Source organism: Corynebacterium sp. HMSC034E11 (assembly GCF_001835905.1).
GTDB classification, from domain to species: domain Bacteria; phylum Actinomycetota; class Actinomycetes; order Mycobacteriales; family Mycobacteriaceae; genus Corynebacterium; species Corynebacterium coyleae.
This window is the reverse complement of the sequence record NZ_KV826415.1, coordinates 44,882-58,750: the sequence shown is the minus strand read 5'-3', so window position 1 is coordinate 58,750 and position 13,869 is coordinate 44,882. Positions and strand designations below refer to the sequence as shown.

Here is a 13,869-nt window from a genome sequence, read left to right as displayed (position 1 = left end):
AGAATACGCAACTTCCACTATGATGCGCAACACACTTTCGCTCCTAATATGAGGTGCATCATCATCTCGATTGCCAGAAGGAGCCGAAGAATGATCCAACACGAGGTACGTACCCATAAGTCCGCAGAAGACTTCCCGATTGAAGAGCATCTGGCCTACAAGATTGCCAAGGTCGCGGCCGACCCGGTTGAGGTACCGGAAGACACCCGCGAAATGATCATCAACCGCATCATCGACAACGCTTCTGTCGCTGTTGCCTCCTATAACCGCCGCCCGGTCGCCGTCGCCCGCGCAATGGCCAAGGCACACCCGGCAGACAACAAGGGTGCACTCGTCTTCGGCGAAGACGGCACCTACTCCGCAGAATGGGTCGCTTTCGCAAACGGCACCGCCGTGCGCGAGCTCGACTTCCACGACACCTTCCTGGCAGCCGAATACTCCCACCCGGGCGACAACATCCCGCCGATCCTCGCTGTTGCACAGCACAAGGGCCTCGACGGTAAGGCGCTGATCCGCGGCATCGCCACCGGCTACGAAATCCAGGTCAACCTGGTCAAGGGCATCTGCCTGCACGAGTGGAAGATCGACCACGTTGCACACCTTGGCCCCTCGGCCGCAGCTGGCATCGGCACCATGCTCAACCTGGACGTGGACACCATCTACCAGGCAATCGGCCAGGCGCTGCACACCACCACCGCAACCCGCCAGTCCCGCAAGGGCCTGATCTCCTCCTGGAAGGCATCCGCCCCGGCGTTCGCCGGCAAGATGGCCATCGAAGCGGTGGACCGCGCCATGCGCGGCGAGGGCGCACCGGCCCCGATCTGGGAAGGCGAAGACGGCTTCATCGCATGGATGCTGCACTCCCCGGAGCGCACCTACACCGTCCCGCTGCCGGCAGACGGCGAGCCGAAGCGCGCGATCCTGGACACCTACACCAAGGAACACTCCGCCGAGTACCAGGCACAGGCTCCGATCGACCTGGCTCGTCGCATGAAGCAGACCATCGCAGACGCAGGCAAGACCACCGCCGAGATCGAGTCCATCGTGCTGCACACCTCGCACCACACCCACTACGTCATCGGCACCGGCGCGAACGACCCGCAGAAGATGGATCCGAAGGCATCCCGCGAGACCCTGGACCACTCGATCATGTACATGTTCGCTGTCGCCCTTGAGGACGGCGGCTGGCACCACGTCGACTCCTACACCCCGGAGCGCGCAAACCGTCCGGAGACCGTCGAGCTGTGGCACAAGGTGTCCACGGTGGAGGACCCGGAGTGGACCCGTCGCTACCACTCGCAGGATCCGGACGAGAAGGCATTCGGCGCCAAGGCTGTCATCACCTTCAACGACGGCACTGTCATCGAGGATGAGATGGCTGTCGCCGACGCCCACCCGTACGGTGCTCGTCCGTTCGAGCGTGAGAACTACATCCAGAAGTTCCGCACCCTGGCTGAGGGCATCGTCGATAAGGACGAGCAGGACCGCTTCCTCGCCGCCGTGCAGGATCTGGAAAACCTCACTGACCTGACCGAACTTAACATCCGCGTCAACGACGCAACCCGCGCCGCTGCAGAGGAGATCCCGGGAGGCATCTTCTAATGTTCAAGCCTGACACAACCCCGAACGAGCGTCGCAAAGCACTGCGAGCATCGCTTGTCGACGAAAAAATCACCACCTTGCCCGGCGCCTTCAACCCGCTGACCGCGCGCCTGATCGAGGACATCGGATCCTTCTCCGGCGTGTACGTCTCCGGCGCCGTGGTAGCCAACGACCTGGGCCTGCCGGACATCGGCCTGACCACGCTTTCCGAGGTTGCAAACCGCGGCGGCCAGATCGCCCGCGCCACCAACCTGCCGGTGCTCATCGACGCCGACACCGGCTTCGGCGAGCCGATGTCCGCAGCCCGCACCGTCGCCGAGTTTGAAGCGGCAGGCCTGGCTGGCCTCCACCTGGAAGACCAGGTCAACCCGAAGCGCTGCGGCCACCTCGACGGCAAGGAAGTTGTGCCGCGTGACCTGATGATCCGCCGCATCACCGCAGCGGTGCGCGAGCGCCAGGACGACGACTTTGTCATCTGTGCCCGCACCGACGCCGCCGGCATCGAAGGCATCGACGAGGCCATCGAGCGTGCGAAGGCATACGCCGACGCGGGTGCGGACCTCATCTTCACCGAAGCGCTGTACTCGGAGGAAGACTTTGCCAAGTTCCGCGCCGCCGTGGACACGCCGCTTCTGGCCAACATGACCGAGTTTGGCAAGACCGACCTGCTCAGCGCCCAGCAGCTGGAAAACCTCGGCTACAACGCCGTGATCTGGCCGGTGACCACCTTCCGTATCGCCATGGGCCAGACCGAAGCAATGCTGCGCGACATCGCAGAAACCGGCACCCAGGTGCCGTGGCTGGACAAGATGCAGCACCGCGCCCGCCTCTACGAACTGGTGCGTTACGACGAATACAACCAGTTCGACCAATCCGTCTTCACCTACTCGAAAGACACCTACAGCTCCACCTTTGAGCAGTAGACCGCCACCACCAACACCACCACCAAGAAGGAGTGAATCATCATGACTGAGCAGGAAATTCGTAAGGGCCTCAACGGCGTTGTCGCTGACTACACCGCAGTGTCCAAGGTCAACCCGGAGACCAACTCGCTGCTGTACCGCGGTTACCCGGTCCAGGAACTGGCAGAGCATTGCACCTTCGAGGAAGTGGCATACCTGCTGTGGAACGGCGAACTGCCGACCGAGGAGCAGTTTGCAGAGTTCCGCGGTGGCTGCATGGAAAACCGCGACATCGATGAAGAACTGATCCAGATCATCAACTTCATGCCGAAGGACTGCCACCCGATGGACGTGCTGCGTACCGCAGTGTCCTACCTGGGTGCAGAGGATCCGGAGAAGTTCACCCCGGATTCCGATCACCTGCGTGGCATCGGCCGCAAGCTGCTGGCCAAGCTGCCGACGATTGTCGCAACCGACATCCGTCGCCGCCAGGGCAAGGAGTACATCGCCCCGAGCAAGGAGAAGGGCTTCTCCGAAAACTTCCTCTGGATGGTTTTCGGTGACGATGAGAAGTCCCCGGCCAACATCCCGTCCGACATCGAGGCGTTTGAGAAGACGATGATCCTCTACGCCGAGCACTCCTTCAACGCCTCCACCTTCACGGCCCGCACGATTGCCTCGACGATGTCCGACGGCTGGTCCGCAATCACCGGCGCAATCGGTGCTCTGAAGGGGCCGCTGCACGGTGGCGCCAACGAGTTCGTCATGCACCACATGACCGAAATCGGCGACCCGGCCAAGGCAGAGCAGTGGTGCCTGGACAAGCTCAAGAACAAGGAGCTCGTCATGGGCTTCGGCCACCGCGTGTACAAGAAGGGCGACTCGCGCGTGCCGACGATGGAAGCCGCCTTTAAGAAGCTCGCCCAGGAGCATCCGGAGAAGGACGCTCAGAAGTGGGTCGAGATGTACGACATCATGGCCAAAACCATGCACGACAACACCTCGATCAAGATCCGTCCGAACCTGGACTTCCCGTCCGGCCCGGCCTACTACATCCTGGGCTTCGACATCGAGTTCTTCACCCCGCTGTTCGTGATGTCCCGCATTACCGGCTGGACCGCTCACATCATCGAGCAGTTTGAGAACAACTCCCTGATCCGTCCACTCTCGGCCTACAACGGCCCGGAGGAGCGCCACGTCAAGGCGTAAGCGGATCACCCCCGAAACGCGGGTCGTCGCAACGCGGCGCCCGCGTTTTTGCACCCCCGCGTTAGGGTGCAAACGTGTCACATTCGTTGGCGAAAACGACCCAAGAAAAGTGTGACCTGTACTAAACTACCCGTTGCAGTATGACTTCGATCTTTCCTTGAGGAAAGGAACCAAATGAACCCGGATAACCTCCCGCTTAATGACCTGCCAGCATTCAAGAAAATCCTGGTAGCTAACCGCGGTGAGATCGCCGTTCGTGCCTTCCGTGCAGCCTTTGAAACTGGCGCGAAGACCGTCGCGGTCTACCCCCGCGAGGACCGTAACTCGTTCCACCGTCCGTTCGCGGACGAGGCAGTCCAGATCGGCGAGGCCGGCCAGCCGGTCAAGGCGTACCTGAACATCGACGAAATCATCCGTGCCGCGAAGCAAACTGGCGCAGATGCCGTCTACCCGGGCTACGGCTTCCTCTCCGAGCGTGCTGACCTGGCTCGTGCCTGCCGCGACAACGGCATTAAGTTCATCGGCCCGACCCCGGAGACGCTGGACCTGACGGGCGACAAGTCCGCCGCTGTCCAGGCCGCTGAGCGTGCCGGCCTGCCGGTGCTGAAGGACTCTGAGCCGTCGTCCGACCCGAAGCAGCTGGCAGAGTTTGCCAAGGACTTCGAGTTCCCGGTGTTTGTGAAGGCTGTCGCCGGTGGCGGCGGACGCGGCATGCGTTTCATTGAGAAGATCGAGGACGTTGAGCGTCTCGCAGCCGAGGCATCCCGCGAGGCTGAGGCAGCCTTCGGTGACCCGAACGTCTACATCGAGCGCGCCGTGATCCGCCCGCAGCACATTGAGGTGCAGATCATGGCTGACTCTTACGGCAACGTGGTGCACCTGTTTGAGCGTGACTGCTCCGTGCAGCGCCGCCACCAGAAGGTTGTTGAGATCGCTCCGGCGCAGCACATCACGGAAGAGCAGCGCCAGAAGATCTGTGCCGACGCTGTGGCGTTCTGTAAGGAAATCAACTACGAGGGCGCAGGTACGGTCGAGTTCCTTGTCGACGAGTCCGGCAACCACGTCTTCATCGAGATGAACCCGCGCGTGCAGGTCGAGCACACGGTGACCGAGGAAGTCACCGGCATCGACATCGTAAAGAACCAGATGTACATCGCCGCCGGCGCGAAGCTGGAGGACATCCACCTCACCCAGGACCTCATCGAGGTCAACGGCGCAGCCCTGCAGTGCCGCATCACCACCGAGGACCCGGCCAACGGCTTCCGCCCGGACTCCGGCGTAGTCACCGGCTACCGCTCCCCGGGTGGTGCAGGCGTGCGTCTCGACGGCTCCGTGGCCGTCGGTACCACCATCACCCCGAACTTCGACTCCCTGCTGGTCAAGATGACCTGCCGTGGCCGCAACTTCCAGGTCGCCGTCGACCGTGCCCTGCGCGCTCTGAACGAGTTCTCCATTACGGGCCTGTCCACGAACATCGGCTTCCTGCGCGCCCTGCTCAGCGAGGACGAGTTCCGCAACGAGCGCATCAACACCGGCTTCATCGCGGACCACCCGCACCTGCTCGAGGCTCCGGCCGCGGCTGACGATGCCGGCAAGATCCTCGATTACCTGGCATCCGTTACGGTGAACCAGCCAAACGGTGCTCGCCCGACGAACATTCAGCCGTCGAAGAAGCTGCCGGAATCCAAGTACGGCGATCTGCCGCGTGGTTCCCGCGACGACCTGCTCGAGCTCGGCCCGACAAAGTGGGCTGAGAAGATCCGCAAGCAGACCGCACTTGGCGTCACCGAGACCACGTTCCGCGATGCCCACCAGTCCCTGCTGGCAACCCGCATCCGCACCAACACCCTGGTTGCGGCCGCGAAGCATGTGGGCCACCTGACCCCAGAGCTGGCCTCCGTTGAGGCATGGGGCGGCGCCACCTTCGACGTGGGCATGCGCTTCCTCCACGAGTCGCCGTGGATGCGTCTCGACGAGCTGCGCGAGGCAATGCCGAACGTCAACATCCAGATGCTGCTGCGTGGCCGCAACACCGTCGGTTACACCCCGTACCCGGACAAGGTGACCAAGGCGTTCGTCCGCGAGGCCGCTTCCTCCGGCATCGATATCTTCCGTATCTTCGACGCGCTCAACGACGTGTCCCAGATGCGCCCGGCTATCGACGCCGTGCTGGAGACCAACACCACCGTCGCCGAGGTGGCCATGGCGTACTCCGGCAACCTGGTGGACCCGAACGAGGACCTGTACACGCTGGACTACTACCTCAACCTCGCCGAGGAAATCGTCGAGGCAGGCGCCCACGTCCTGGCGATCAAGGACATGGCTGGCCTGATGCGTCCGGCAGCAGCAGCCAAGCTGGTCACCGCGCTGCGTGAGCGCTTCGACCTGCCGGTCCACGTCCACACCCACGACACTGCGGGTGGCCAGCTGGCGACCTACCTCGCCGCAGCGAATGCGGGTGCCGACATTGTCGACGTCGCATCCGCCCCGCTGGCCGGCACCACCTCCCAGCCGTCGATGTCCGCCCTCGTCGCGGCGTTTGAGAACACCGAGCGCGACACCGGCATCGACCTGCAGGCCGTCTTCGACATGGAACCGTACTGGGAAGCCGTGCGCCAGGTGTACGCACCGTTCGAGTCCGGCATTCCGGGCCCGACCGGCCGCGTGTACAAGCACGAAATCCCGGGTGGTCAGCTCTCCAACCTGCGCACCCAGGCGAAGGCCCTTGGTCTGGAAGACCGCTTCGAGCTCATCGAGGACTACTACGCAGGCGTGAACGAGATCCTCGGTCGCCCGACGAAGGTCACCCCGTCCTCCAAGGTGGTTGGCGACCTGGCTCTGCAGCTCGTCGGCCAGGGTGTCAGCCCGCAGGAGTTCGCAGAGAACCCGCGCAAGTACGACATTCCGGAATCTGTCATCGGCTTCCTGCAGGGCGAGCTGGGTACCCCTCCGGGTGGCTGGCCGCTGCTTCGCGACAAGGCACTGGAGAATCGCTCCGAAGTCGACCACACCGTCCAGGTGCCGACGGAGCTCGAGCCGGATCTGCAGTCCGACGACCACAGTGTGCGTCGTGCGGCGCTGGATCAGCTGCTGTTCCCGAAGCAGTACGCCGAGTACCAGGAGCACCTGCGCACCTACGGCATCACCGACCAGTTGGGTGACAAGACCTTCTTCTACGGCCTTGAAGAGGGCGTGGAGACCATGATCTACTACGGCGAGATCGACGAAAACCGTCCGCCGCTGGTGGTCAGCCTCGACGCTGTCGGCGAGCCGGATGAGAAGGGCATGCGCCAGGTCATCCTGACCGTCAATGGCCAGGTCCGCCCGGTTGCCGTCCGCGACGAGAACGTCGAGTCCACCGTTGCTGAGGTGGAGAAGGCCGACGCGTCCAACCCGGGCCACGTTGCCGCACCGTTCGCTGGTGCCGTCACCGTCACGGTGAAGGAAGGCGACGAGGTCAAGGAAGGCGACCCGGTCGCAACCATCGAGGCTATGAAGATGGAGGCCGCGATCTCCGCACCGAAGTCGGGCGTGATCGAGCGCATTGCGCTGACCAAGCCGACCAAGGTGGAAGGCGGCGACCTCGTGGTGGTTATCGCTTAAGAGCTTTTCGCCTGACGACGTCCAAAGCGCCGACCTCCACCCGGAGTGCCGGCGCTTTCGGCGTTTTGGCGGCTGGGCGTCTCGGCACAATGATGTAGGTAAGCCTAAACTACCTTTCATGGTTTTCGGTTCTAACAACTTTTCGGACATTCAGCTCACGGACTGGCCTCAGCGCGAGAAAAGCGATGCACTCACAGTCACCGTCGCCAATGTTGAACGGGTTGCCCCCGACCTCCTTGAGATCTCCGTGGTTGCGCCTGAATTGCGCGACCACCAATTGGTAGGCCCAGACGAGTTCTTCGGCCTCCTCATGCCGGGGCCTGGCAAGGACTATGTCCCATTAACGACAACTCGGGTAAGCAATCTACGAGCCCAACTTGCCGCGCTTCCGGATGCCGTGCGACCCGACCTTCGGTGGTACACAGTTCGAAGTCTCGACCGAGCTGCTGGCACCCTGAGCTTCCTATTGGTCACACACGGTGTTTCGGATGCCTCGGACACCGACATCGGGCCCGCGTTGCGTTGGGCGCTGCGCGTCGCGCCTGGGGACACCTGCGGAATCTACCCCGCGAACGGGCTGTGGTTCCGGCGCGAGCCAAAGCCAGGCACATCGCAGCTGCTGGTCGCCGACCCCACTGCAGCGCCTTCAGTCGCAGCAATTCTTGAATTCCTCGAGCAATTCCACCCTGCTGAGCTGGCTGCGGCAGATGTCGTGTTCGCCGCCACCACGAACGACGAATTCGAGCCTGGGCTGGTTGAGCGCTGGCAATCCCGCGTGAGGTCACTGGCCCTGGTCACCGCCCAGCAGGACAGGTTGCTGGAGGCAGTTGTCTCCGAGCTTCGCTCTCACGAGCGCCCGGAGAGTGTCTGGTGTTGCGGCGAACGAGACCTCGCAGCGGGGGTGCGACGATTCGCCGTGCAAGAGTGGGGGATTGATCCCAAAAATGTCACATTCAGCGCGTTCTGGATTCGAGGACAGGCGCGGGGGTAACTTCCTCGCGAGATGGTAAGGGCTGCTTTACCTAACCCAGACCATCTGTTAGGTTTGCCTTTGCTAAGTGCTCGCCTGGCTTTCTGCTCAGGCCACATTTCGACTGAAAGGGATCCCGCATGCGCGCGAAACTCGGTGCAGTGCTCACCTTTGCTGTTGGCCTCGCTCTCACAGGCTGCAGCTCATCTCCTTCCAACTCCGCCTCAACTTCCACTGCAACTTCCACCGTGTCTGCCTCGGACGCCGCGACATCCTCCTCCGCGTCCGCTTCGAGCAATGCCCAGGCATCCGGTGCGCTGGTGTTTAACCACCCGAGCATTGACGGCCTGAAAATCGAGTTCGCCGAGCAGCCCAAGAACATCGTCATGGACTGCTACGCCTACTCCACCCTCGATGAGTACGGCATCAAGCCGAACGCCATCTTCGGTTACCAGTGCGACGACCCGACCGTGATGGGTGGGGCGGACACCACCGGGATTGAGCAGATCGGCACCGACGGCGAGATTGACTTGGAGAAACTCGCACAGCTCAAACCGGACGCGATCATTGGCTTCGGCACAGCAGACGGTTGGCAATGGTTCAAAGAGGATGTGAACTCCCAACTCACTCGCGTCGCCCAGTTCGTGCCGCTGCCCGGCGGCGACACCGTGGACGAGGGCATCGCCAACGTCCGCGAGCTCGCCGAGTTCCTCGGCGCCGATGTCACCGCCTCGCACATCACTAAGGCAGACCAAGACTACGCGGCTGCGAAGCAGAACTTCTCCGATGCCATTGCTGGCGAAGACTTGAGCTTCATGCTGTCGAGCCCCACCAAGGAGATGCTCTACACCAGCGCGAACGGCCCCCATGCGGATCTGCTGAAGTCGCTCGGCGCGACCCTCGCTGGCCCGACCGAGGGTCACGAGGGCAGCCCGTGGGCGTGGATCGCCTGGGAGGAAGCCTCGAAATACCCCACCGATGTCATGCTCGTCGAGGACTACGACGAAGCTGACCCCTTCACCGCCGAAATGTGGGACTCGCTGCCGTCGGTCCAGGCTGGTCAGCTCTACGCCTGGAACTCAAAGGGTGCGCTGACCTCGCGCCACTACGCCGACTGGTTGGACGGACTCGCCACAAAGGTCCAGGGCTTCAACAAGGTCTCCTAAGCCCTCGACCCGCCCACCGCGAACCATGACGATCACCACAGCGCCTGCGCCCACCGAAACGGAAGCCCAGCTAGCACCGCCACAGCCCCACCCGCTCGCGTACCGAGTTGTCGGCGCATGGGTGCTCATCGCGTTGCTCGCGGTCTCGCTCGTGCTCAGCCTTACCGTCGGTGCGCGCGAGATTACGCTCAGCGAGCTGTGGCATTTCCTCCGTTCGCCCGATCCGGCCGACCCGGTGTCGCAGGTGGTGTGGCAGTCGCGGGTGCCGCGCACCGTGCTGATTTTGGTGGCAGGGGCCGCGTTCGGTGTCGCGGGCGGCTTGATGCAGGCAGTGACCAGAAACCCCCTGACAGACCCCGGAATCCTCGGCGTCAATGCCGGCGCTTCTCTGGCGGTGGTGGTAGGCATCGCCTACTTCGGTCTCACCGACATCAACCAATACATGTGGTTGGCATTCACAGGTGCGACCGTTACATCGTTCGCTGTATTCCTCATCGGAAATGCTGGGCCGATGCGAGGCAACCCGATCCGGATGACACTGTCCGGCGTCGCACTCGGTGCCGTCCTCGGCGGGTTCACTTCAGCGGTTCTGCTCACCAACTCCGACGTTCTGAAGAAGATGCGCGGCTGGTCCGCTGGCACCACGGCCAACCAGGCTCTGGACAATACGCTCGCGATCGTGCCCTTCATTCTGATCGGGCTCGTGCTCGCGCTCGCACTATCGAAGTCGCTTGATGTGCTCGCGCTGGGCGAGGCCGCTGCCGTGGCGATGGGAGCGAACCCGAACCGCGTTCGTCTCGTCGCACTGATCGCTATTGCGCTCCTCGCTGGCGGCGGCACTGCGGTGGCAGGACCAATTTCTTTCCTCGGGTTGTTGGCCCCGCACCTAAGCCGGATGATCGTGGGCCCGCACCAGGGATGGATCATGGCGTACTCGATCATTTTGGCACCCGCCATCATGGGTTTCGCTGACGTGGTCGGCCGCGTGATTGTGCAGGGCGAGATGCCTGTAGGGGTGGTCACGCCCTTCATCGGCGCGCCCCTCCTTATCTACATGGTGCGCCAGTTCCGGGTGACAGAACTGTGACGACGCAACGCCTGGATTTCGGCCGACCGATGGTAGGGATCGGCCCGCGCGAGCGCCCGATCTTCGTCACCGATGTGCGTGCAGTGGTAGTCACCGCCGTTCTCGTCGCGCTGGCGGCTGCTTGCGGCGTCTTCGCGCTTTTCACCGGTTCTGCATCGATGACCGCGGGCCAAGTATTCGATGCTGTGCTGGGCCGCGGGGACGACTTCACCCACATGGTCGTGGTGGAGTGGCGTGCTCCGCGCGTGCTGATGGCGCTGGTGCTCGGTGCTGCGCTCGCTCTGTCGGGCGCGTTGTTTCAAAACCTCACCAATAATCCGCTCGGTTCGCCGGATGTGATCGGTTTTCAAACCGGCTCCTATACCGGGGCTCTCATCGCTATGCTGGTGCTCCGCGGCGGTTCCACGGCCACCCTGCTCGGTGCGCTCGCGGGCGGCTTGCTCACGGCTGTAACGGTGTTTTTCCTAGCGTCGAAAGACGGCCATGCTCGGGGAGTGCGGCTCATCATCGTCGGGATCGGTGTCAGTGCGATGCTGGCCGCGGTGAACACATGGCTGCTGCTCACGGCGACGGTCGAGGACGCGATCATGGCGAGCTTGTGGGGTGCGGGCAACCTTGCTGGCACCAGCTGGAAAACCCTCGGGTTCGCAGCATCGGGCACGGTGGTGTTCATTGCGGTGACGGCGTTGTTGGCTCGCCCGATGCGCCTTACACAGATCGGCATCCCGTTCGCCACCGCTCTTGGGCAAAACGTGCGTGCAGTGCAAGTCGCCGCGATCATCACCGGGATTGGCTTGACCGCACTAGCCACCGCCACCGTTGGACCGATCTCATTCATCGCGCTCGCCGCCCCGCAGATCGCGCGCCGACTTGTGCGCGCCGACGGGCTGGCGCTGATGCCTACTGCCGCGACCGGCGCGTTGCTGCTCGTGCTCGCAGACACTGTCGCACAGCGCATTCACCCCACTTCGCCACTGCCAGTAGGCATTGTCACCGTCTCCATCGGCGGTATCTATTTCCTCTGGCTGCTGATTCAGGAAGGACGGAAGTAAATGGCACGTCTGCGCACCGAACACGCGAAGTTGGCGTACTCCGACGAAGCGATCATCTGCGACGATGTCACAGTCGAGATTCCGGATCGCATGTTCACAGTCATTGTGGGGCCGAACGGGTGCGGCAAATCGACGCTGCTGAAGTCCCTTACGCGGCTCATTACGCCGGTTTCAGGGGCGACGCTTCTCGACGGCAAGTCTCTGCACGAACAGCCCACCAAACACGTTGCTAAGCAAGTCGGCCTGCTTCCCCAGGGGCCGGTCGCACCGGAGGGCATCCGTGTCATCGATCTCGTCTCACGCGGACGGTATCCCCACCAGGGTCTTTTCAAACCTTGGTCGCCAGAAGACGAGCGTGCCGTGGGAGGGGCAATGGACGCGACCAACGTGCGCGAGCTCAGCGGTCGCTTCGTCGACGAGCTTTCCGGCGGGCAGCGCCAACGTGTTTGGATGGCTGTCGCTCTTGCGCAGGAGACTCCGATCCTGCTCCTCGACGAGCCGACCACGTTTCTGGATGTGCGCTACCAGATCGAACTTCTTGAACTGTGCCGCGAGCTGAACAAGCGCGACCACCTCACCCTGGTGGCGGTGCTGCACGATCTCAACCAAGCGGCGCGCTACGCGGATAACATCATCGCGATGAAAGACGGGGAAGTCGTGGCCACCGGCGCGCCCGCCGACGTGATCACCGAGGAGTTGGTTCGTGACGTTTTCGGCGTCGAGGCCAGTATCATCCAAGATCCGGAATCCGGCAGCCCCCTCATGATCCCGCGGTGGGAAGGGCGCGTCGCAGAGAGGGCAGATTAGAGCTGGTAGACCATCACACCCCCGGGTACCGCGACATCGCTGAAGCCGAACGCTTCATAGCGGTGGCGGGCGCGGGGGTTGTCTTCTGCGACAAAGAGCGCCACTTGTGTAGCACCCTGCTCCCGGGCGAGGTCTACGACCTCACGGAGCAAGGCTTCGCCCAAGCGGTGGCCCGCATATCGGTTCTCAATGGCGATGGCGATTTCTGGAGTGCCGGGCGAGAGGTTCGCATAGCCCTGGTCAGGCGACGTCCAATACCGCAACCACACTCCGCCTGCGGGAATGCGGAATTGGTCGAAGGCGATGACCCCGCCGTCGCGTTGCGGGTCCCACTCGTCGACGTAGCGTTCCACGTCCGGTAACTGCTCCGGGCGCACCTCCTTGGATTCGTCACCGTAGATGTCCGCGAGGAAGTTCAGACGGCGCAAGTAGGTGCGGTCCGATTCTGTGGCGCGGTGGAAGGTGAACTCCATGGGTGCCACCGTACTCATGCACTTAAGTCACGCACGGTAACCTTTCCCGCATGCGCCCACAGCGCCAGAGCCGCCACAGCCGCCGCTGGTGCCGTCTGTCTGGCCGCCGCGCCGCCTGAGTGCCGCCGCCCAACCATTACGGTCACCCAAGGCGACGTGGTGCGCTTTGGCGGGGTCTCCGAGTGCACGCTGGGCTACGTGGACGCCTCGTAAGGGATTCTGGGCGGGCTACACCGCCGCCCACTGTGGCCGGCCTGGCAGCCGCGTGGAGGTGAAAACCGTTGGCGGATACCGCGAGGTGGGCACGTTCTTGCCGTCGCGGCAGTACGAGGTTGAGTGGCACGACGCCATTAAGTCCTTTGCGCTTAACTGGCTTGATCGTGGGGAAAGGCTGCTGGAGGCTTAGGAATGGGGCTCAAATTTTGAGCTCTATCGGTGGAGGTGGTCCCCCAGCAGGCGCGCCGCCTAGGCGAAACGTGGCCTAAGCGGTGAAGTCATCGACGTCGACGGCCATGACATTGTCGTGGCCGTCGACGTTTTTGAATCCGAAAGACTCGTAGCGGTGGCGTGCGCGGTCGTTGTTCGGGTCCACCCACAGCGCTACCTTCGACGCGCCTTGCTTTGCTGCCAACTCAACTGCAGCTGCAAGGAGTCGGACGGCGAGTCGGTGGCCGGCGTAGCGTCGCTCCACCGCAATTGCGATCTCCGGAATATCCTTCCCGAGGTTGGCCCAACCCAGTTCGGGCGTGGGCCAGTAGCGCAGCCAGACACCGCCCGCTGGCACACGGAACTGGTCGAATGCAAGGATGCCGCCTTCGGTTTCTGGGTCCCATTGGCCGACGTAATTGTCGGAGCCTGCACGTTCATCTGGTCCGATCTCGCCGTGCTCATCCCCGAACACGTCGGTGAGAAAGTTCAGGCGGCGCAGGTACGTGCGGTCGGATTCAGTTGCTTCACGTAGTTCGAACTCAGGTGTGTAATCCATGCCCACCACGTTA

At 62.9% G+C, this 13,869-nt stretch carries 12 protein-coding genes; 10 read left to right on the top strand and 2 right to left on the bottom strand.

Annotated features, from left to right (window positions below; all coding sequences use genetic code 11):
• The first annotated feature begins 90 nt into the window (after positions 1-90).
• From prpD to HMPREF2690_RS11975, 9 genes are all read left to right on the top strand, one after another.
• On the top strand, positions 91-1,602 hold the full coding sequence (gene prpD / locus HMPREF2690_RS08680; protein ID WP_070570511.1) for a 2-methylcitrate dehydratase PrpD: 1,512 nt from the start codon (positions 91-93) through the stop codon (positions 1,600-1,602).
• Positions 1,602-2,525 carry a methylisocitrate lyase gene (gene prpB / locus HMPREF2690_RS08675; protein ID WP_070422832.1) on the top strand — a complete coding sequence of 308 codons (924 nt, stop codon included), beginning with the start codon at positions 1,602-1,604 and terminating at the stop codon, positions 2,523-2,525. The genes prpD and prpB overlap by 1 nt, the downstream gene beginning before the upstream one ends.
• Positions 2,526-2,567: 42 nt before the next feature.
• Positions 2,568-3,713, top strand: coding sequence for a bifunctional 2-methylcitrate synthase/citrate synthase (locus tag HMPREF2690_RS08670; RefSeq protein WP_070820677.1), 1,146 nt, complete (start codon positions 2,568-2,570; stop codon positions 3,711-3,713).
• Between the two features lie 174 nt (positions 3,714-3,887).
• Entirely contained in the window at positions 3,888-7,316 is a 3,429-nt protein-coding gene (locus HMPREF2690_RS08665; RefSeq protein WP_070820676.1) for a pyruvate carboxylase, read from the top strand.
• Positions 7,317-7,434: 118 nt separating this feature from the next.
• The gene (locus HMPREF2690_RS08660) at positions 7,435-8,307 is read left to right on the top strand and encodes a siderophore-interacting protein (protein WP_083291905.1); all 873 of its coding nucleotides are present in this window, start codon (positions 7,435-7,437) and stop codon (positions 8,305-8,307) included.
• A gap of 227 nt (positions 8,308-8,534) precedes the next feature.
• Positions 8,535-9,452: an ABC transporter substrate-binding protein gene (locus HMPREF2690_RS08655; protein ID WP_168167296.1), complete on the top strand. Its 918-nt coding sequence runs from the start codon at positions 8,535-8,537 to the stop codon at positions 9,450-9,452.
• Between the two features lie 25 nt (positions 9,453-9,477).
• Complete coding sequence (locus tag HMPREF2690_RS08650) at positions 9,478-10,539, top strand: FecCD family ABC transporter permease (protein WP_141743308.1); 1,062 nt, start codon at positions 9,478-9,480, stop codon at positions 10,537-10,539.
• A complete protein-coding gene (locus tag HMPREF2690_RS11980; RefSeq protein ID WP_246815295.1) occupies positions 10,536-11,591 on the top strand; it encodes a FecCD family ABC transporter permease in 1,056 nt (351 codons plus the stop codon). The genes HMPREF2690_RS08650 and HMPREF2690_RS11980 overlap by 4 nt, the downstream gene beginning before the upstream one ends.
• Positions 11,592-12,398, top strand: coding sequence for an ABC transporter ATP-binding protein (locus HMPREF2690_RS11975; RefSeq protein ID WP_070482382.1), 807 nt, complete (start codon positions 11,592-11,594; stop codon positions 12,396-12,398).
• On the opposite strand, the gene HMPREF2690_RS08635 is transcribed toward HMPREF2690_RS11975, so the two are convergent.
• A complete protein-coding gene (locus tag HMPREF2690_RS08635) occupies positions 12,395-12,889 on the bottom strand; it encodes a GNAT family N-acetyltransferase (protein WP_070482380.1) in 495 nt (164 codons plus the stop codon). The two genes, HMPREF2690_RS11975 and HMPREF2690_RS08635, sit on opposite strands and share 4 nt — an antisense overlap.
• A gap of 247 nt (positions 12,890-13,136) precedes the next feature.
• Between HMPREF2690_RS08635 and HMPREF2690_RS12280 the strand changes: the two genes are divergently transcribed.
• A complete protein-coding gene (locus HMPREF2690_RS12280) occupies positions 13,137-13,277 on the top strand; it encodes a hypothetical protein (protein WP_168167351.1) in 141 nt (46 codons plus the stop codon).
• 75 nt (positions 13,278-13,352) lie between these two features.
• Here HMPREF2690_RS12280 and HMPREF2690_RS08630 read toward each other — a convergent pair whose 3' ends face one another.
• On the bottom strand, positions 13,353-13,856 hold the full coding sequence (locus HMPREF2690_RS08630) for a GNAT family N-acetyltransferase (RefSeq protein WP_070482544.1): 504 nt from the start codon (positions 13,854-13,856) through the stop codon (positions 13,353-13,355).
• Between the last annotated feature and the right edge of the window lie 13 nt (positions 13,857-13,869).